General features: G+C 70.9%; 9 protein-coding genes. 3 read left to right on the top strand and 6 right to left on the bottom strand.

The features are described 5' to 3' along the window. Nucleotide 1: 1 nt before the first annotated feature. Together NU688_RS20705 and NU688_RS20700 are read left to right on the top strand one after the other, a co-directional pair. The gene (locus NU688_RS20705) at nt 2–1,786 is read left to right on the top strand and encodes a ShlB/FhaC/HecB family hemolysin secretion/activation protein (protein ID WP_257862677.1); all 1,785 of its coding nucleotides are present in this window, start codon (nt 2–4) and stop codon (nt 1,784–1,786) included. Nucleotides 1,787–1,788: 2 nt separating this feature from the next. Continuing rightward, the gene (locus tag NU688_RS20700) at nt 1,789–7,296 is read left to right on the top strand and encodes a filamentous hemagglutinin N-terminal domain-containing protein (RefSeq protein ID WP_257862676.1); all 5,508 of its coding nucleotides are present in this window, start codon (nt 1,789–1,791) and stop codon (nt 7,294–7,296) included. 14 nt (nt 7,297–7,310) lie between these two features. Here the strand turns inward: NU688_RS20700 and NU688_RS20695 are convergent, their stop codons facing one another. The 3 genes from NU688_RS20695 to NU688_RS20685 all read right to left on the bottom strand — a co-directional run bounded on the left by NU688_RS20695 (nt 7,311) and on the right by NU688_RS20685 (nt 9,715). After that, nucleotides 7,311–8,180, bottom strand: a complete 870-nt coding sequence (locus tag NU688_RS20695) for an FkbM family methyltransferase (RefSeq protein WP_257862675.1) — start codon at nt 8,178–8,180, stop codon at nt 7,311–7,313. Between the two features lie 5 nt (nt 8,181–8,185). Continuing rightward, nucleotides 8,186–8,971, bottom strand: coding sequence for a hypothetical protein (locus tag NU688_RS20690; RefSeq protein ID WP_257862674.1), 786 nt, complete (start codon nt 8,969–8,971; stop codon nt 8,186–8,188). A 111-nt stretch (nt 8,972–9,082) separates the two neighbouring features. Then, nucleotides 9,083–9,715: a cysteine hydrolase family protein gene (locus NU688_RS20685; RefSeq protein WP_257862673.1), complete on the bottom strand. Its 633-nt coding sequence runs from the start codon at nt 9,713–9,715 to the stop codon at nt 9,083–9,085. Between the two features lie 96 nt (nt 9,716–9,811). Here NU688_RS20685 and NU688_RS20680 point away from each other — a divergent pair, with 96 nt between their 5' ends. Further along, nucleotides 9,812–10,789 (top strand): GlxA family transcriptional regulator, encoded by a 978-nt coding sequence (locus NU688_RS20680; RefSeq protein WP_257862672.1) that lies wholly within the window; start codon nt 9,812–9,814, stop codon nt 10,787–10,789. A 38-nt stretch (nt 10,790–10,827) separates the two neighbouring features. On the opposite strand, the gene NU688_RS20675 is transcribed toward NU688_RS20680, so the two are convergent. From NU688_RS20675 to NU688_RS20665, 3 genes are all read right to left on the bottom strand, one after another. After that, the gene (locus NU688_RS20675) at nt 10,828–12,795 is read right to left on the bottom strand and encodes an ATP-binding protein (protein WP_257862671.1); all 1,968 of its coding nucleotides are present in this window, start codon (nt 12,793–12,795) and stop codon (nt 10,828–10,830) included. After that, nucleotides 12,792–13,874 (bottom strand): ABC transporter substrate binding protein, encoded by a 1,083-nt coding sequence (locus NU688_RS20670; RefSeq protein WP_257862670.1) that lies wholly within the window; start codon nt 13,872–13,874, stop codon nt 12,792–12,794. The genes NU688_RS20675 and NU688_RS20670 overlap by 4 nt, the downstream gene beginning before the upstream one ends. A gap of 199 nt (nt 13,875–14,073) precedes the next feature. Continuing rightward, entirely contained in the window at nt 14,074–15,963 is a 1,890-nt protein-coding gene (locus tag NU688_RS20665; RefSeq protein WP_257862669.1) for a hybrid sensor histidine kinase/response regulator, read from the bottom strand. Nucleotides 15,964–16,005 lie beyond the last annotated feature (42 nt).

Raw genomic sequence — 16,005 nt, 5'->3', positions numbered from 1 at the left:
CATGCGCAATGCCATGAACAGCAACCGCTCCATCGCCCTCGCTCCACGCAGTGCGCTGCGTCCCATCGCCTGGGCCACCGGCGCTTTGGTGTCGGCCGTCCTCTTCATGGCTGCGGATCGCGCGCATGCCGAAGAGCAGGCACAGGCTGAACAGCAAGCCGCCACGGTCAACGACGCCGGCGACACCGAACTGCTCCCGACCAAGGACCCGTGCGGCACCTGCGACCGCCCGCTCGCGCAGGCGACAGGCACCGTTGCGCCGCAAAGCCTGCCCGCACCGCCGCGCCCCGCCGGCACGACGTTCAAGCTCAACGACCTGCGCCTGAACGGCGTCAAGGCACTGACCAACGAAGAGCTGCAATCGATCACCACGCCCTACATCGGCCGCGACGTCACGCTGGGCGATCTCGAAGGGCTCGCGCAGGCGATCACCGCGCGCTACAAGGAACGCGGCTACTTCCTCGCGCAGGCCATCGTGCCCGTGCAGACGGTGCGCGACGGCATCGTCGAGATCAGCGTGATCGAAGGGCGCATGGGCAAGGTCGACGTGGTCGTCGCGCCCGATGCGGCGCTCAGTGAAGCGCGCGTGCGCGGTTTTCTCGCGCCGCTGCAACCGGGCGAAGCGGTCAGCGCGCAGCGCTATGAGCGCGCGATGCTGCTGCTGTCGGACCAGCCCGGCGTCAAGGTGTCGTCGGGCCTGCAGGAAGGCACGCAGCCGGGCACCACCGACCTCTCGGTCGAAGTGGCGGCCGCGCCGCGCTGGGCTTTCACGGCCGAGGCCGACAACCACGGCACCAAGGAATCGGGGCGCTATCGCGTCGGCGGCACCGCGCGCTGGTTGAGCCCCTTCGGCATCGGCGACAACCTCGACATGCGCCTGATGGTGTCCGACAGCAACGACCTGCAGTTCGGCCGCATCGCGTACGAGGCACCCATCGGCACCAGCGGCCTGCGCGCCGGGGTGGGCCTGGCGCGCGTGAACTACGAGCTCGGCGGCCAGTTCGCCGACTACGAGGCGCGCGGCCGCGCCAACGTGCTCGACTTCTCGCTCAACTACCCGCTGATCCGCCAGCGCCAGCAGAACCTGTTCCTGCGCCTGGGCGCCGACATCAAGGACCTGACCGACGAGGTCGGCATCGTGAACAGCAATTCGCGCAAGCGCATCCATGGCCTGAGCGCGGGCTGGACCTGGGAGCGCCGCGACGAGGTGTTCGGCGGCGGCTACTGGGCCAGCTCGGGCACGCTCTACCACGGCAACCTCTCGATCCGCGATCCGGAGAGCCGCCTGGCCGACCAGAGCATCGGCGGCCACCGCACCGAAGGCGGCTTCACCAAGCTGAGCTTCCAGCTCTCGCGGCTGCAGACCATCGTGCCGCGCCACTCGCTGTACCTCTCTGTCGGCGGGCAGTGGGCCAGCAAGAACCTCGACGGCTCCGAAAAACTCGCGCTCGGCGGCGCGCGCGCGGTGCGTGCGTACCCCTCGGGCGAGCTGCTGGTGGACCAGGGCGTGATCGGCACGGCCGAGTGGCGCTGGTCGCTCAACGAAGAGTTCACGCCCTTCCTGTTCTACGACGCCGCCCACGGAAAGATCGTGCGCAACCCCACGTTCGCCGATGGCGCCAACAGCCACAGCCTGCGCGGCTACGGCGTGGGCGTGAGCTGGTCGCGGCCGGGCAATTTCTCGATCAACGCCACGCTCGCCTGGCGCGCCGGCACGCCGCCGGCGCAGACCGACGGCGGTGGGCGCAATCCGCGCCTCTACGTGCAGCTCATCAAGGCGTTCTGACCATGAAGCAACGCAATCTCTCCCGCCAACGGCCCCGCCACCATCGCGGCCTGCAGCTGCGGCCCCTGGCGATCTCGCTCTTGTGCGCGGGCCTCTCGCCGGCCATCGCGCAGGTGCTGCCCATGGGCTTTTTGCCCATTGCCGGCGGCGTCACCATGACGCAGAGCGGCGCCGTGATGAGCATCAACCAGCCGCTCGCGCGCGGCATCGCGAACTGGCAGTCCTTCTCGATCGGCCCGGGCGGCGTCGTCAACATCGTGCAGCCGGGCGCGACGAGCGTGCTGCTCAACCGCGTCACCGGCAACGAACTCTCGACCATCGCGGGCACGCTCACGGCGAACGGCCGCGTCATCCTGATCAATCCCAACGGCGTGATGTTCAGCCAGGGCGCGACGGTGAACGTGGGCGGGCTGATCGCCTCCACGCTGGCGTTGACGACCTCCAACCAGAGCTTCATGGACGGCGCCACCAAACTCACCTTCGAGCGCCCCGATGCCAACTCGGCCTCGGTGCACAACCTCGGCAACATCACCGCCACCGGCGGTGGGCCCGTGGTGCTCATGGGCGCAGTGGTCGGCAACGGCAGCACCGGCAGCATCACGGCCGACAACGGCACGGTTGCGCTGGCCTCGGGCCGCAAGATCACGCTGGACCTCGTGGGCGACGGGCTCACCAACATCGTCATTGCGCCCGACGCCATGGCCACCCACGCGGCCGTGGACAACAGCGGCACGATCCAGGCCGACGGCGGGCGCGTGGCGCTCATCGGCAGCTCCGTCACCGTGGGCGAGTTGGTGGTCAACCAGACCGGCACGGTGCGCGCGCGCTCCATCGGCACGCGCAACGGCGAGATCGTCCTCGGCGGCGGGCAGGACAACCAGGTCGCGATGACCGGCGGCACGCTCGACGCCACCGGCGCCGCGGCCGGCGAGCGCGGCGGCAACATCCGCATCGCGGCGGGACAGGTGCAGTTGCAGGCCACGAGCGGAGGCAAGCAGGCGCTGGTCGATGCCAGCGGGCAGGCCGGCGGCGGCACGGTCGCGGTGAGCGGTTACGACGTGGCGCTGTCGTCGGGTTCGGTGCTGCGCGCCAGCGCGACCGGGCAGGGCGCGGGCGGCACCATCGACGTGGGCACGGCAACGGGCCAGGTCCTGGTGGACGGCCTCACCGCACCGGCGCGCGAATCGCATGCGCAGGTGTTCGGCGAACTGAGTGCGCGCGGCGCCGGCAGCGGCAAGGGCGGCACCATCACCACGAAGGCCGACGGCCTGCGCATCGGCGCTGCACGTGTCGATGCCGGCGGCGGCGCGAACGGCGGCCTCAACGGCAGCTGGCGCATCGACACGCCGACCGGCAACATCGATGTGGTCAACAGCGCCGACGTTCCGGCGTACCAGGCCGACTATCCGGGCATTGCATCGGGCGCGACCGTCGATGCGGGCAGCATCGGCAACGCATTGGGCCGCGGCACCGACGTCACGCTCGCGAGCGGCGCAATCGGCGACCAGCGCGGCGTGCGTTTCGGCGAGAACGTGCAGGTGGTCAAGCAGGAAGGCGGCACCGCCACGCTGCGGGTGGATTCCGCCGGCAGCATCTTCATGGACAGCGGCTCCGCGATCGTGTCCAAGCAGGGCGCGCTCAACGTGGACTTCAATGCCGATTCGACCGGCGCCATCGCGGCCCGCGCGGCGGACCCCGCGCAGATCTCCGTGAGCGGGGGCGATCCCAATTTCGAAACCGACTACGCGGGCGCGATCCGCCTTGTGGGCGCGAACATCGATGCGAACGGCGGCAACATCCGCTTCTTCGGCCAGGGCGATGCGCAGAACGGCCGCGCAGTGGGCGGCTCGTCATCGGACAGCGACGGCCAGTGGCTCGAAGGCATCTACCTGAGCGAAAGCACGCTGGCCACCAACGCCGGCGGCATCGTCAGCCTGCGCGGCCAGGGGCGGTCGTGGGTCGCGACGGACGACGGCGGCAACCCGCGCTTCGTGTCCAGCGAGGGCATCGCGCTCTGGTACAGCACGCTGAAAGCCGGCGGCACAGGCACGGTGAGCCTGGACGGCACCGGCGGTGTCGGCGGGAGCGGCGTCAACGTGGCGTACGGTTCCACCATCACCGCGACCGGCGGCGACGTGACGCTGACGGGCCGCGGCACCGACTGGACGGCCGACATGCCGGTGGGCAGCAACTTCGGGCAGACGGGTGTCTCCGTCAGCACCAACGCGACCATCGATGCGGGTGGCGACGTGCGCATCGATGGCGCCGGCGGGAACACCGATGCGATGCGCCAGAGCCTGGCGTTCGCCAGGGAAGGCGGCTTTGCGGGCGCATCGAGCGGCGTGTTCATTGGCGGCAGCATCACCGCCGGCAACGGCCGGCGCATCGACATCACCGGCAAGGGGGGCGGTGACGGGTTCGGTGCGGACCTCGATGCCAACGGCAACATCGTCATCACACCCGACGGCAGCCGGGGCTGGGGCGTGCAGGTGAGCAGCGAGGGCGGCGGCACCCCGGCGCTGCGCACCGCCGGCGGCACCGTGGCCATCGACGGGCAGGGCACCGATGTCTCGCTGCGGGTGAATTCTTTCTCGAACTTTCGCGCACTCGACGCAGGGCTGGCCGCCGACGAGCCTCCCACCGACGCCCTCGTCTCGGTCGCGAGCAGCACCGGCAAGGGCGGCAGCATCTCGGTGCGCGGGCGCAACGTGCTGGTCGATGGCGTCAGCTTCAGCGAAGGAGGGTCGCTCGTTGCACGCCTGGACGCGAGCGGCGCCACCGGCGGCGGCAGCATCGACATCGCGGCCACCGGCGCCATCGCGATCGGTGCGACCGCCAGCCTGGAAGCCAACGCCACGGGCACCGGCACCGGCAACGGCGGCAGCGTGAGGGTCGTCGCGGGCGACGCACTGCGCGCCTACGGAACGTTCTCGGCACGCGGCGGTGCGGCCGGCGGCAACGGCGGCTTCGTCGAGACCTCGGGCGCGCAGTTCGACATGGCCGGTGTTCGCGTCGATGCCTCGGCGCCGGTGGGCAGCGTGGGCTCGTGGCTGATCGATCCGTTCGACGTCGATATCGTGAGCGGCGTCGCCGCGGGCTCCCTGACCGGCAACCCGTTCGATCCGATCGCCACCTCGACCATCCAGGACGGCGACATCAATGCCGCGCTCAATGCGGGCACCAGCGTGACGATCGGCACCGGCACCACAGGATCTCCTTTCCTCGGCGACATCCACATGTCGAACGCGAAGGGAGCAGTCAACATCAACTACAGCACCAACAAGGGTGCAGTGACCTTCCAGCTCGATGCCAACCGCAGCGTGCGCGCCGACGCGGGCACGGTGATCCAGTCCACCGGGACCGGAGCCCTGAACGTGGTGTTCAACGCCGACGTCAACAACGGCGGCACGGCCACCGGGGGCGGGCAGATCAGCTACAGCGGCGACATCTACACCAACGGCGGCAACGTCGTGATGAACGGCAGCTGGGCCAACCCCAGCAACCAGGGCGTCAGCGTGCACCTGGACGGCAACGAGATAGACACCCGCGTGGGCCGCAGCGACGCGGGGGCGGGTGGCTCGGTCACGATCGTCGGCAAGAGCATCGGGCCGTCAGGCATCGGCGACGCCGCCGTCAGCATCGATGGCGTGCACATCGCGACCTCGACCGGCAACGTGAACATCACCGGCACAGCCGAGGCCGCATCGGGCGTGCGCCTGGGGTCGCGTTTCGTCGGGACCGGCATCGCGAACCGGCAGACCGAGATCACGAGCACCACGGGCAACATCACCGTGCTGGGCGTGGGCAACAGCGTCACCAGCGCCGGCACGTCGCCGGGCCACGGCGTGATCATCGACCAGTCGGCGCTGCGCTCGATCGACGGCGACATCACGGTGCGCGGGCTGCGCCAGGCCGGCGGCAACATCGTCGGGGACGGCGTGCGATTGACCACAGGCGCGCAGGTCGTGACCAGCGGCACCGGCGACATCGAACTGAGCGGCCAGTCCGTCGGCAACGGCGCCGGCGTGCGGGTCGGCCCGCAGGCGCCGCTGGGCGGCGCGGTCCCGCCCGTCCTTGCGGACGTCATCGTGTCCGCCGGCGGCAACACGGTGCTGCGGGCCGGCAACGACGGCAGCACCGATGCGCTGGTGATCGACGGCAAGGTCAGCGCCGTCAATGTGATCAACCTGCGGCCGGGCGGCGTCGATGCCGCGGGCAACGGCCTGGACCAGACGGCCACGCCGATCACCCTCGGCGGCACGGCGGCCACCGGCTTCGCGGTCTCCGCCGCCGAGTTCGGGCGTCTCACGGCCGCCACCATCGTGGCGGGGAGCAACGCGCATGCCGCGAACATCGATGTCGTGGGGCCGCTGACCCTGCCATCTGCCCTCACCCTGCAGAACGGTGGCGGCGGCAACATCCAGCTGGGCGGCGCTGTCACGGCGACGCGGCTCGGGCTGCTCAGCGCCGGCAACATCACGCAGGTTGCGGGTGCGCCCATCACCGCCGGCACGCTGATGGCGCGCTCCACCGGCGGCAGCGTGCTGCTCGACACGGCGCCGAACAACGTCAGCGCGGCCACGGTGGGCGGCGGCGCGGCCGGTGCCTTCCGCTACGTCGATGTCGACACCGTGCAGCTGGGGTCGGTGTCCGTCACGGGCTTCGATGCCGCGGGCAATGCGCCGCAGGTCCAGTCGGCCACCTCGATGGCGGCCGACACCGTGTTCGTGCGCACGCTGTCCGGCGACCTGCTGCTGGGCACCAACGTCAGCAGCACGAGCGGCACCGATCTGGTGGCGGCCTCGCGCTTTCAGAACCTGGGCGCCTACACGATCACCGGCGCGCCGTGGCGCGTGTGGGCCGACACCTGGGTCGGCGAGACGCGCGGCGGCCTGTTCGGCTCGGGCCCGTTGCCCAACCTGTACCACTGCGCGTACCTGGGGCTGTGCACCGTGACGGTGTCGCCGGGCGACAACCACTTCATCTATGCGCAGCAACCCGTGGCCACGGTGGTGATCGGCAACGCAACCCGTCCCGAGGGCCAGGCCAATCCGCCCTTCCCGTACAGCGTCGGTGGCCTGATCCTGGGCGACACGGATTCGAGCTTCAGCGGCGCGCCCGGCACGTCGGCGACGCCGGGCAGCCCACCGGGCGTCTATGCGATCAATGGCAGCTTCGCTTCCGCCGCGGGCTATGCCGTCAACGTGCGGCCGGGCGATCTGACGGTCACGGCTGCGCCGCCACCACCCCCACCACCACCGCCGCCCCCGGTCGTGCTCCGGTTGCCGGACTTCCCCTTGCCCGACCTGGTGCGCGAAGTGCCTTCTACCTGGCTCTACGACCGCAACATCGGCCCGCCGCCGATCTGCTTTGCGACCGGTCCGCTCGAAGGCGACCGCGCGTCCCAGGGCGGCGACGTGCTGGCGCGCGAATGGTCGCGCGTGCGGTCGCGGCCGAATCTTTCGAGCTGCGTGGACACCGAGAAGCGCAACGGCTGCGCCGATTTCTGACGGCGGCGCTCAGCTCAGGCGCCGCGCGCGGCAAGCAGTTGCAGGTAGCGCTGCTGTGCGCCGTCGCCGACCGCGTGGCGCTCTTCGAGCAGCAGCAGGCAGCGCAGTGCGAGATCGAAGGAGCCATGGCAGTGGTGTGCAACCAGGGCCAGGTGCCGCAGTTGCTCGTCGTCCATCGCCTCGGGGCGGCGGATGTCGCGCATGTAGACCAGATCGGCCTCCAGCAGTTGGTGCAGTGGCCGGCGCGGATCGCCATCCACCACGCACGGCGCGATCGGCCACTGTTTCACCGCCGCGAAGCAATGCGGCACAAAGCCCTGGCCGCGCAGCTCCTGGTCGATCTCGCCCTGGGTCGGCTGGTCCTTGTAGAGCGTGACGAAGGACACCTCGGTCTGCACCATCACGGCTTGCGCCAGCTTGGCGCGGCCTGCGCGGAACACCGCGAGCTCGCTGCCCTGTGCATCGACTTTCAGGAAATCGAGATGCACGATCTCGGCGATGTCGTCGAGCCGCCGCGTCTGCACCGGGATCCGTTCGCGAACCTCGGCCAGCGGCTGCAGGGCCTCGAAGAGCGCGAGCGATTGCGCATCGGGCGCGAGCAGGCTGGTCATGCCCGGCGCGGCGCAGACATGCAGCGTGTGCATGCCGCCGTCGCCGAGCGCCCACGGCAGGTAGCGCTCGAGGGGGCCCTGGGTCTGTGTCAATTCATGCAGCGCCGGAAGCTGCGGCTCGAAGCCCGTGACCCGGCACAACCCGGCCCGCAGCATCGCGAGATAGGGCGGGTCGCCGTCGATCGGGTTGGCCCCGACATCGACCACCTCGGTCAGCCGCCGCGGCGCGAGGATGTCCCGCAGGTCCACGGCAGTGCGTGCGGTCTGCGTCATCGTGCTCACCGGCCTTCGCGCACGGCCAGCGCACGGCCGAAGTGGCCTGTGTAGGTGCGCGAGCCCTGGTGCGACAGGTTGGAGCGGGCATCGATGAAGACCTGGCCCCCGATCGATTGCCAGCGGCGGCAGAACGCGAAGTCTTCCGCCAGGTAGGCGCCGTTGTCGGGCTCGGCGAGCACGTCGAAGAAGCGGTAGTGCGGCAGGTCGCGCGTCGCGGGATCGGCGGCGTGCTCGGGTGTGTAGCGCAGTTGCGGATAGGCCGTGGCGAGGCGCTCGAACACGCTGCGCGCGATCAGCATGAAGCCCGTGGGCGCGTCCAGCACCTCGGTGAATCCTTCTGCATCCACCGACAGGCGGGTGTCGAACGCATTGGCCGGAAAGCTGGCATGCAGCGCCTCGAAATCCTCGCGCGTGGCGCCGGCCGGCAGCGGCTCGCGAAGCCCGCCCGCGGGCCAGCCGTCGGTCTTGTGCGGGTAGATGCCCGCCACCACGTCGCGCCCCGCGCACAACAGCCGCAGGGCCGCCTCGGGTTCGAAGCCGATGTCGGCATCGATCCAGAACAGGTGCGTCCAGCGGGTGTCGGCCATGAACTCCGCGACCAGACGGTTGCGTGCGCGCGTGATGAGGCTGTCGCCATCGAGAAAGCGCGTCTGCATCGGGAACCGGTGTTCCCACGCCAGGTTGACCAGGCCCAGCAGGCTGCGCACGTAGAGGCTGGTCATCGTGCCGCCGTAGCTCGGGGTCGCGACGAAAGGGCGGATGTCTTTCAGGGCAGAGAGGTCGGGCATGGCGAGGTGTCCTCGGGGCGGTCTGCACGCATCGTGCGGGCGGCTGCGGGGGCCACCATAGCACCCGCGCCGCGTGCACGCTCTCCCGGATTGCCCTCGGCCCCGCCCGCTTCAGACGCCGCGCGCGCGGCGGTTGGACATCACCACGTTGTCCTTCGCGATGGCCTGGCCTTCCTGCATCGCGGTGATCCATGCGGCGGTCGAGGTCACGGCCGCGAAATTGCTGTGGAACACGACGCTGAAGACGCGGTGGATCTCTTCCGCCGTGACCTTGCCCGCCGCGTTTTCATACGGCAGCGCGCCGCTCGCGTCGGCGAGGAACTCCACGTTCAGGCCGCGGTGCATCGCCTCGAACACCGTCGATGCATCGCAGTTCTGCGTCATGTAGCCCGCCACGCTCAGCGTGTCGATCTCGTGGCGAGTGAGCCAGTCGGCGAAGTCGGTGCCGGTGAACACGCTCGGGAAGGTCTTGGTGATGAGGTGGTCGCGCGGCCGGTTCGCGACCTCGGGGTGCAGCTGGCCGTTGTGGGTGTCGGCCTGGAACACCGGTGCGCCCTTGGGGGCGTGGTGGCGGACCACGACGACGGGTACGCCGGCTGCCCGGGCCGCATCCATGGCCTTGGTCACATTGGGCAGCGTGTCGAGGATGGGCGGGTACTCGATCGGCAGGCCGCCGCCTTCGAAGTATTCGTTCTGTACGTCGATCACGACGAGGGCACGGCGGGGTGTGTTGGTGTTGCTCATGGTCTGGCTCCTTCTCGGTTGGTATGGGCTCGATTCTTCGCCTTTCGCCGTTTGACTGAAAGTGGCCCGATAGCCAATCATCGATAAGATCGGGCCATGGCCCGCCCCACCACCGAAACCATCGCCGTCGTTGCCTTCGACGGCATCAGCCCCTTTCATCTGTCCGTGCCCTGCATGGTGTTCGGCGAAGACCGCACCGAGACGGGGGCGCCGCGCTTTCGCATGCGCGTGTGCGCGCCGGAGCCGGGGCCGCTGCAGACCAATGCGGGCTTCGAGCTCGTGGTGCCGCATGGGCTGGAGGCGATCCGCCGGGCGCAGATCGTGGTGGTGCCCTCGTGGCGCGACGACGGCCGGCCCGCGCCGCCTGCGTTGATCCGCGCGCTGCAGGCCGCGCACCGGCGCGGCGCCACGGTGGTGGGCCTGTGCCTCGGTGCCTTCGTGCTGGCCGAGGCGGGCCTGCTCGACGGCCGGCCCGCCACCACGCACTGGAACCTCGCCGCCGCGTTCGCGAAGCAGTATCCGAAGGTGAGGCTGCAGCCCGAGGTGCTGTATGTGGACGATGGCGACGTGCTCACTTCCGCCGGCACGGCCGCGGGCATCGACTGCTGCCTGCACCTCCTGCGCGTGCGCTACGGCGCCGAGACCGCGAACCGCGCGGCGCGCCGCATGGTGGTCGCGCCGCACCGGCAGGGCGGGCAGGCGCAGTACATCCAGCAGCCCATGCCCGCGACGGCCGAGCGCGACCGGCTCGCGCCGTTGCTCGAATGGCTGGGCAAGCATCTCGATGTGCCGCACGAGCTCGACAACCTCGCGCGGCGTGCGTTGATGAGCCGCCGCACCTTCACGCGGCGCTTTCGCGAATCGACGGGCACGACGGTGGGACAGTGGATTCAGAACCAGCGCCTCGCGCTGGCGCAGCGTTTGCTGGAGACCACGGACCATCCGGTCGAGCGCGTCGCGACCGGCGCGGGCTTCGGCTCCGCGGTGTCGCTGCGCAAGCATTTCGCGTCGGCATTCAAGGTGTCGCCGACGGTGTATCGCCGGCAGTTCTCGCGGGCCGACGAGGCTGCCTGACCTGAGCCTGAGCCTGAGCCTGAGCCTGAGCCTGGGCCTCAGACGGCGTGTGCGTGCCTGCGCGTGGTCAGCAGCGCGCGCAGCTTCGCCGGCGGCACCGGCTTGGTCAGCAGCATCACGCCGCCATGCCGCAGCCGCTGCAGCACCTCGGGCCCGGTCGCGCCCGACACCAGCACCGCGAGCGCATCGGGCTGCAGGCGCTTGGCGGCGTCGATCACGTCCACGCCGTCGCCGTCGCCGGCCAGTTGCAGGTCGCACAGCACCGCATCGAAGTGGATGTCGCCGGTGCCCAGCCGCGCGATGGCTTCGGCGCCGGTGGTCACGCATTCGACCTCGCAGCCCCACTGCTCCAGCAGCGCGCGGCTGCCGTCGAGGATGGCGGGGTCGTCGTCCACCACCAGGCAGCGCAGGCCCGCGAGCGGGGCGGGCACCACGGGTGTGGGCTCGGGCAGCACGATGTCGGCGGCGCGCGCCGCGGGCAGCGTGAAGGCGAAGGTGCTGCCGGCCTGCAGCGCCGAACGCACGGTGATGCGGGTGCCCAGCAGCGTGGCGATACGCGCGCAGATCGCCAGGCCCAGGCCGAAGCCGCGGCGCCGGTCGCGCTCGGTGTTCGCCACCTGGTAGAACTCCTCGAAGATCCGGCCCTGGTGGATCGGCGCGATGCCCACGCCGTTGTCGCGCACCTCGATGCGCACCTGGTCCGAATGGCCGGCCAGGCTGCGCCGCGCGGCCACCAGCACGGTGCCGCCTTCGGGCGCATGGCGCAGGGCATTGGCCACGAGGTTGTTGACGATGCGCTGCAGCATCGCCGCATCGGTGCGCACCGCCAGGCCCCGGTCGCTCCAGCGCAGCCGCACGCGTGCCTCGATGGCGGCGGCGGCATGCTGCGCATCGAGCTGGTCGAAGAGGGCGGTCAGCGAGATGCGGGTGATGGACGGCGTGAGCACCTGCGCATCGAGCCGCGAGATTTCCAGCAGGTCGTCCAGCAGCACGCCCATGAACTCGGTGCTCTCCTGCAGCCGCAGCACGGCCGGGCGCTGCGCTGGTGTGGCGCTGGGCAGCAGGCCGTCGATGAAGAGGCCCATCGCATGCAGCGGCTGGCGCAGGTCGTGGCTCGCGGCCGCGAGAAAGCGCGCACGCGAAAGCGCCGCCTGCTCGGCCTCGGCCATGCGCTGCAGCGCGACAGCGGTGGCCTCGCGCACCCGCTCCTCGCTCACCTGGCGGTTGTGCTGCAGGCGCTCGGCGAGCCGGTCGATGTCGTGGGCGAGCACGGCCAGCTCGTGCGTGCCGCGGGTGCCGCCCTCGACCACTTCGCAGCGCATGTCGAAGTGGCCCGCTTCCAGCGCGGCGACGGTGCGCGACACGCGCCGCAGCGGCCGCGCCACCGTGCGCGCCATGTGGCGCACCGAGGCCCACGCCGCCAGCAGCGCGACCAGCGCGATGCCGATGCCCGCCATGAGCGAGCGGCTGCGCTCGCGCGCATAGGCGGTGGTGTCGCGGAAGGTCTGCACCAGGCCGATGGGCGTTTCGCCCGCCGCGGTGGAGCCTGCGGGCGCGAAGGCGCTGGCGCGCGAGGCCTCGCGCAGCGTGACCGGCGAGGTGAACATGCGCAGCTGCGCGAGCGATTCGGTCTTGGGCCCGGCCGTGACGTAGACGCCCGCGCTGTTGCTGATCTCCACCCGCATCACCTGCCCGCCGCGCAGCGCCGCGTTGGCCACGTTCTGCAGCGCCGGCACATCGCCCGCGTACAGGCTCAGGTCGGACATGGCCGCCACCTGGCGCGCCACGGCCTGGCCTTCGGCATCGAACTGGACCTCGAGCGTCTGCAGCCGGTTGTGGGTGAACCAGCCGGTGAGCGCGAGGGCTACTGCCGCGCACGGCACCACACCCAGGCGGAACAGGTCGCCCTGCAGGTTGCCGCGCACGACCAGCGCGGACGCGGAGCGAGGCTGCACCGCGTCGTCGCCGGTGGGCGCCGGACTTTGCGAGGGCGGCGCGGCGTTCATCGCGTGGCCGCGAGACGGTCGGTCAGTTCCCGTTCCTCCGGCAGACGCAGGCCGAGTCCGCGTGCCACGGTGGCGTTGACGCGCACGGTGGCGGGCGTTGCCGCTTCCACCAGCGGGCTGCTGTTGTTGTTGCTTGCGCTCGCGACTTTCTGGCCGAGCAGGCGCGCCTGCTGCGCGAGCTGCGACGGCGTCGAGACCGCCGCCGCGAGGCCACCCGAACGCACCAGCCCCTCGCTGGCGCCGAACACCGCCAGGCCCGCGCCCGCGCCTGCGCGCAGCACCGACAGCGTGGCCGCCTGGTTGTCGCCGATCAGGTCGGGCAGCACCATCAATGCATCGCTCACTGGCACCACGGTGCGCAGTGCGGCGGCGAGCGATCGGGCATCGGGCGCGTACTCGACGTGCACATCCCACGCCGGGTTGGCGCCCTGCGCGGCGCGCTGCAGTTCGCGCACCAGCGGCTCCGATTCGGGCGTGGCGACCACGCCGATGCGGTGCTTCTGCGGCAGCACCGCATGGATGAGCGCGAGCTGGTCGGCCATGGCCGGGTCGCGCAGCAGCACGCCCACACGGCGGTCGCTCCGCTTCAGGGCCGGGCTCGCGGCCTTCAGGGCCTCGTAGTCGAGCCGGCTCAGCATCGCGAGCACCAGCGGCTCCTGGCCCGGTCGTTCGACGGCGGCGCGCGCGGCCGCGACGCCCACCGCCATCGTGAGGTTCGCGTCGGCCGCCGAGGGCCGCATGCTGCGTGTGCGAACGCCCGCATTGGCGCGCGGTTCGGTATCGGCGCCGGCGGTCTCGATGGTCTGCGGCATCTCGCCGGTCGGCGAGAGGCGCACCAGCTCGAAGCGGCCGCCGGGCTCCTGGTTCGCGCGCAGTTGCTGCACGAATTCCGAATGCGCCGGGTTGTCGTCGCTCATCAGCACGGTGAGGCTGGGGGCCGCGGCCGCGCGGCTGCTCATCGACAGGCCGAGGAGGCCGATCGCCACGCCCGCGGTCAGGCCGAAAGCGAGTGCCGCGCGCACGGCGCCGCGCAGCCTGCCGAGGAAGGGATGGGGGAGGTGTTTCGCGACGACGGACATGTGACTGCTTCTGCAGCGAGGGTGCATCACCCAATGTAAGGAGGCGCCCTGTTTCGCGCGATAAGGCGGAGGGGCTATGTCAGTCCGTGGGACGCCGTTCCAGCGTGACGAAGTGCACAACGCGGCGGCCGCACGGTCTATGTCTGATGGACTAGGGCCTGTTCACCCCACGCGACCCCTTGCGTGGGGTGAGCAGGCCCTAGTCGATGTTCAGTAGTGCCGCGACGCGCTGCGCATGGATCGACTGCCGCAGCACCCGCGGCGAGACCGGCTTGTAGAGCACGGCGATGCCGGCGCTCGCCACTTCACGCAGGCGGTCGGGCTTGGTCTCGCCGGTGACCAGGAGGCGCGCCGTGCCGGGGCCGATGCCGCGCGGATGGCGCTCCAGCGCGGCGATCACGTCCAGGCCGTTGTCGCCGCCCTGCAGCAGCAGGTCGCTCACCACCACGTCGGGCGGTTGCTCCCAGGTGTCGGCCAGCGCGAGCGCCTCGGCGCGGGTCTGTGCGACCAGCACCTCGGCGCCCCAGTTGGCGAGCACCACGAAGAGCCCTTCGAGGATCGTGCGCTCGTCGTCGATCACCAGGATGCGCAGGTTCGCAAGGCTCGGTTCCCCGTCCTCCATGCCAGCGGCCGCCGGCGACGGCGCGGGCGACGGCAGCGCGGCCGGCGCCGAGCGCACCAGCACCCGCACGCAGGTGCCCTTGTGAAGCCGCGAGCTGAGCTCCACGCGCGTGTTCAGCAACTCGGCCAGCCGCTGCACCGTCGCGAGGCCCAGGCCCATGCCGCGCGCGCCGCGCGAGGACTGGCGGCCGGCCGACTCCACCTGGAAGAACTCCTCGAACACCCGCGTCTGGTGCTGCGCCGCGATGCCCACGCCGGTGTCGACCACGTCGATGCGCACGCCCTTGCCGCGGCGCCGCGCGCCGATCAGCACGCCGCCTTCGAGGGTGTGGCGCAGCGAGTTCGACACCAGGTTGTTCAGGATGCGCGAGAGCATCACGTAGTCGCAGCGCACCCAGAGCTCGGTCTTGCGCGCCACCAGCCGCAGGCCCTGCTGCTCGGCCACCGAGCGGAAGTTGCGGCTGATTTCGTCGAACAGACGGTCCAGCGGAAAGTCGGCCCACTGCGGCTGCAGCACGCCGGCATCGAGCTGCGACAGGTTGAGCAGCTCCGAGAAGAGCCGGTCGAGCGATTCGACGCATTCGCGGATGTGGCCGATGCGCTGCAACTTCACCGGATCGGTCTCGCCGTTGGCCAGCCCGTCGGAAAAGAGCGTGAGCGCATGCAGCGGCTGGCGCAGGTCGTGGCTCGCGGCTGCCAGGAGGCGCGTCTTGGCCTGGCTCGCCACCTCGAGCAGCGCGTTCTTGCGCGCCAGTTCGGCCGTGGCCTCGTTGATGCGGCTTTGCAGCAGCCGGCGGCTCTCGGCGAGCGCGCGCGCCGCCTGGTTGAAGCCCATTTGCAGGTGCTGCACTTCCAGCGTGCCCTCGATCGCCACGCTCGCGTCCTCGCCCGCGCCCAGGCGGTCGACCGCCTTGCCGAGCGCGCGGATCGGCTCGCTGATGCGCCGCGCCGCCCACCAGCCCGCCAGGCCCACGCCCAGCAGGCTGATCGCCAGCACCACCGCCACGTTGAGCCAGACCGAGCGCCGGGCGCTCTGCACCGCGGAGAGGCCGATCTCGACCATCACCTTGCCGTTGTGCCGGCCGTCGTCGGCCACGATCGGCACCACCACCTGCAGGCCCTCGCCGCGCGCGCGGTCGACGGTTTCGGAATTGGCCACGATCTCGCCGTCTTCCGTCCAGATCTGCACCTGCTGCACATGCGGCTGGTAGGTGCCCGACTGGGCCGTGCGCTGCAGGGCGCGGCGGTCCATGCGCGAGAGCGGCGCCTGCGCCACCGTGGCCACCTGCAGCGCCACCGTCTGCGCATTGGCGCGCATCAGCTCGGTGAGGTTGCCCAGGTGCTGGCGCGTCAGCACGGCAATTGCCGTGAGCGTGGCGGCGGTCGCCGGCACCAGCGCGAGCAGGATCAGCTGCTGGGCGAAGGTGAGGCGCGCAAGCCCACGGAGGACGCGAAAGTTCCAGTTCATCGAGGCTTTGAGTCCATGACCGACGAGCTTAGGAGCCCAACG

Source organism: Variovorax sp. ZS18.2.2 (genome assembly GCF_024701975.1).
Lineage (GTDB): Bacteria > Pseudomonadota > Gammaproteobacteria > Burkholderiales > Burkholderiaceae_C > Variovorax.
Note: the sequence above shows the minus strand (reverse complement) of the source record. Positions and strands in the feature narration are given on the sequence as shown.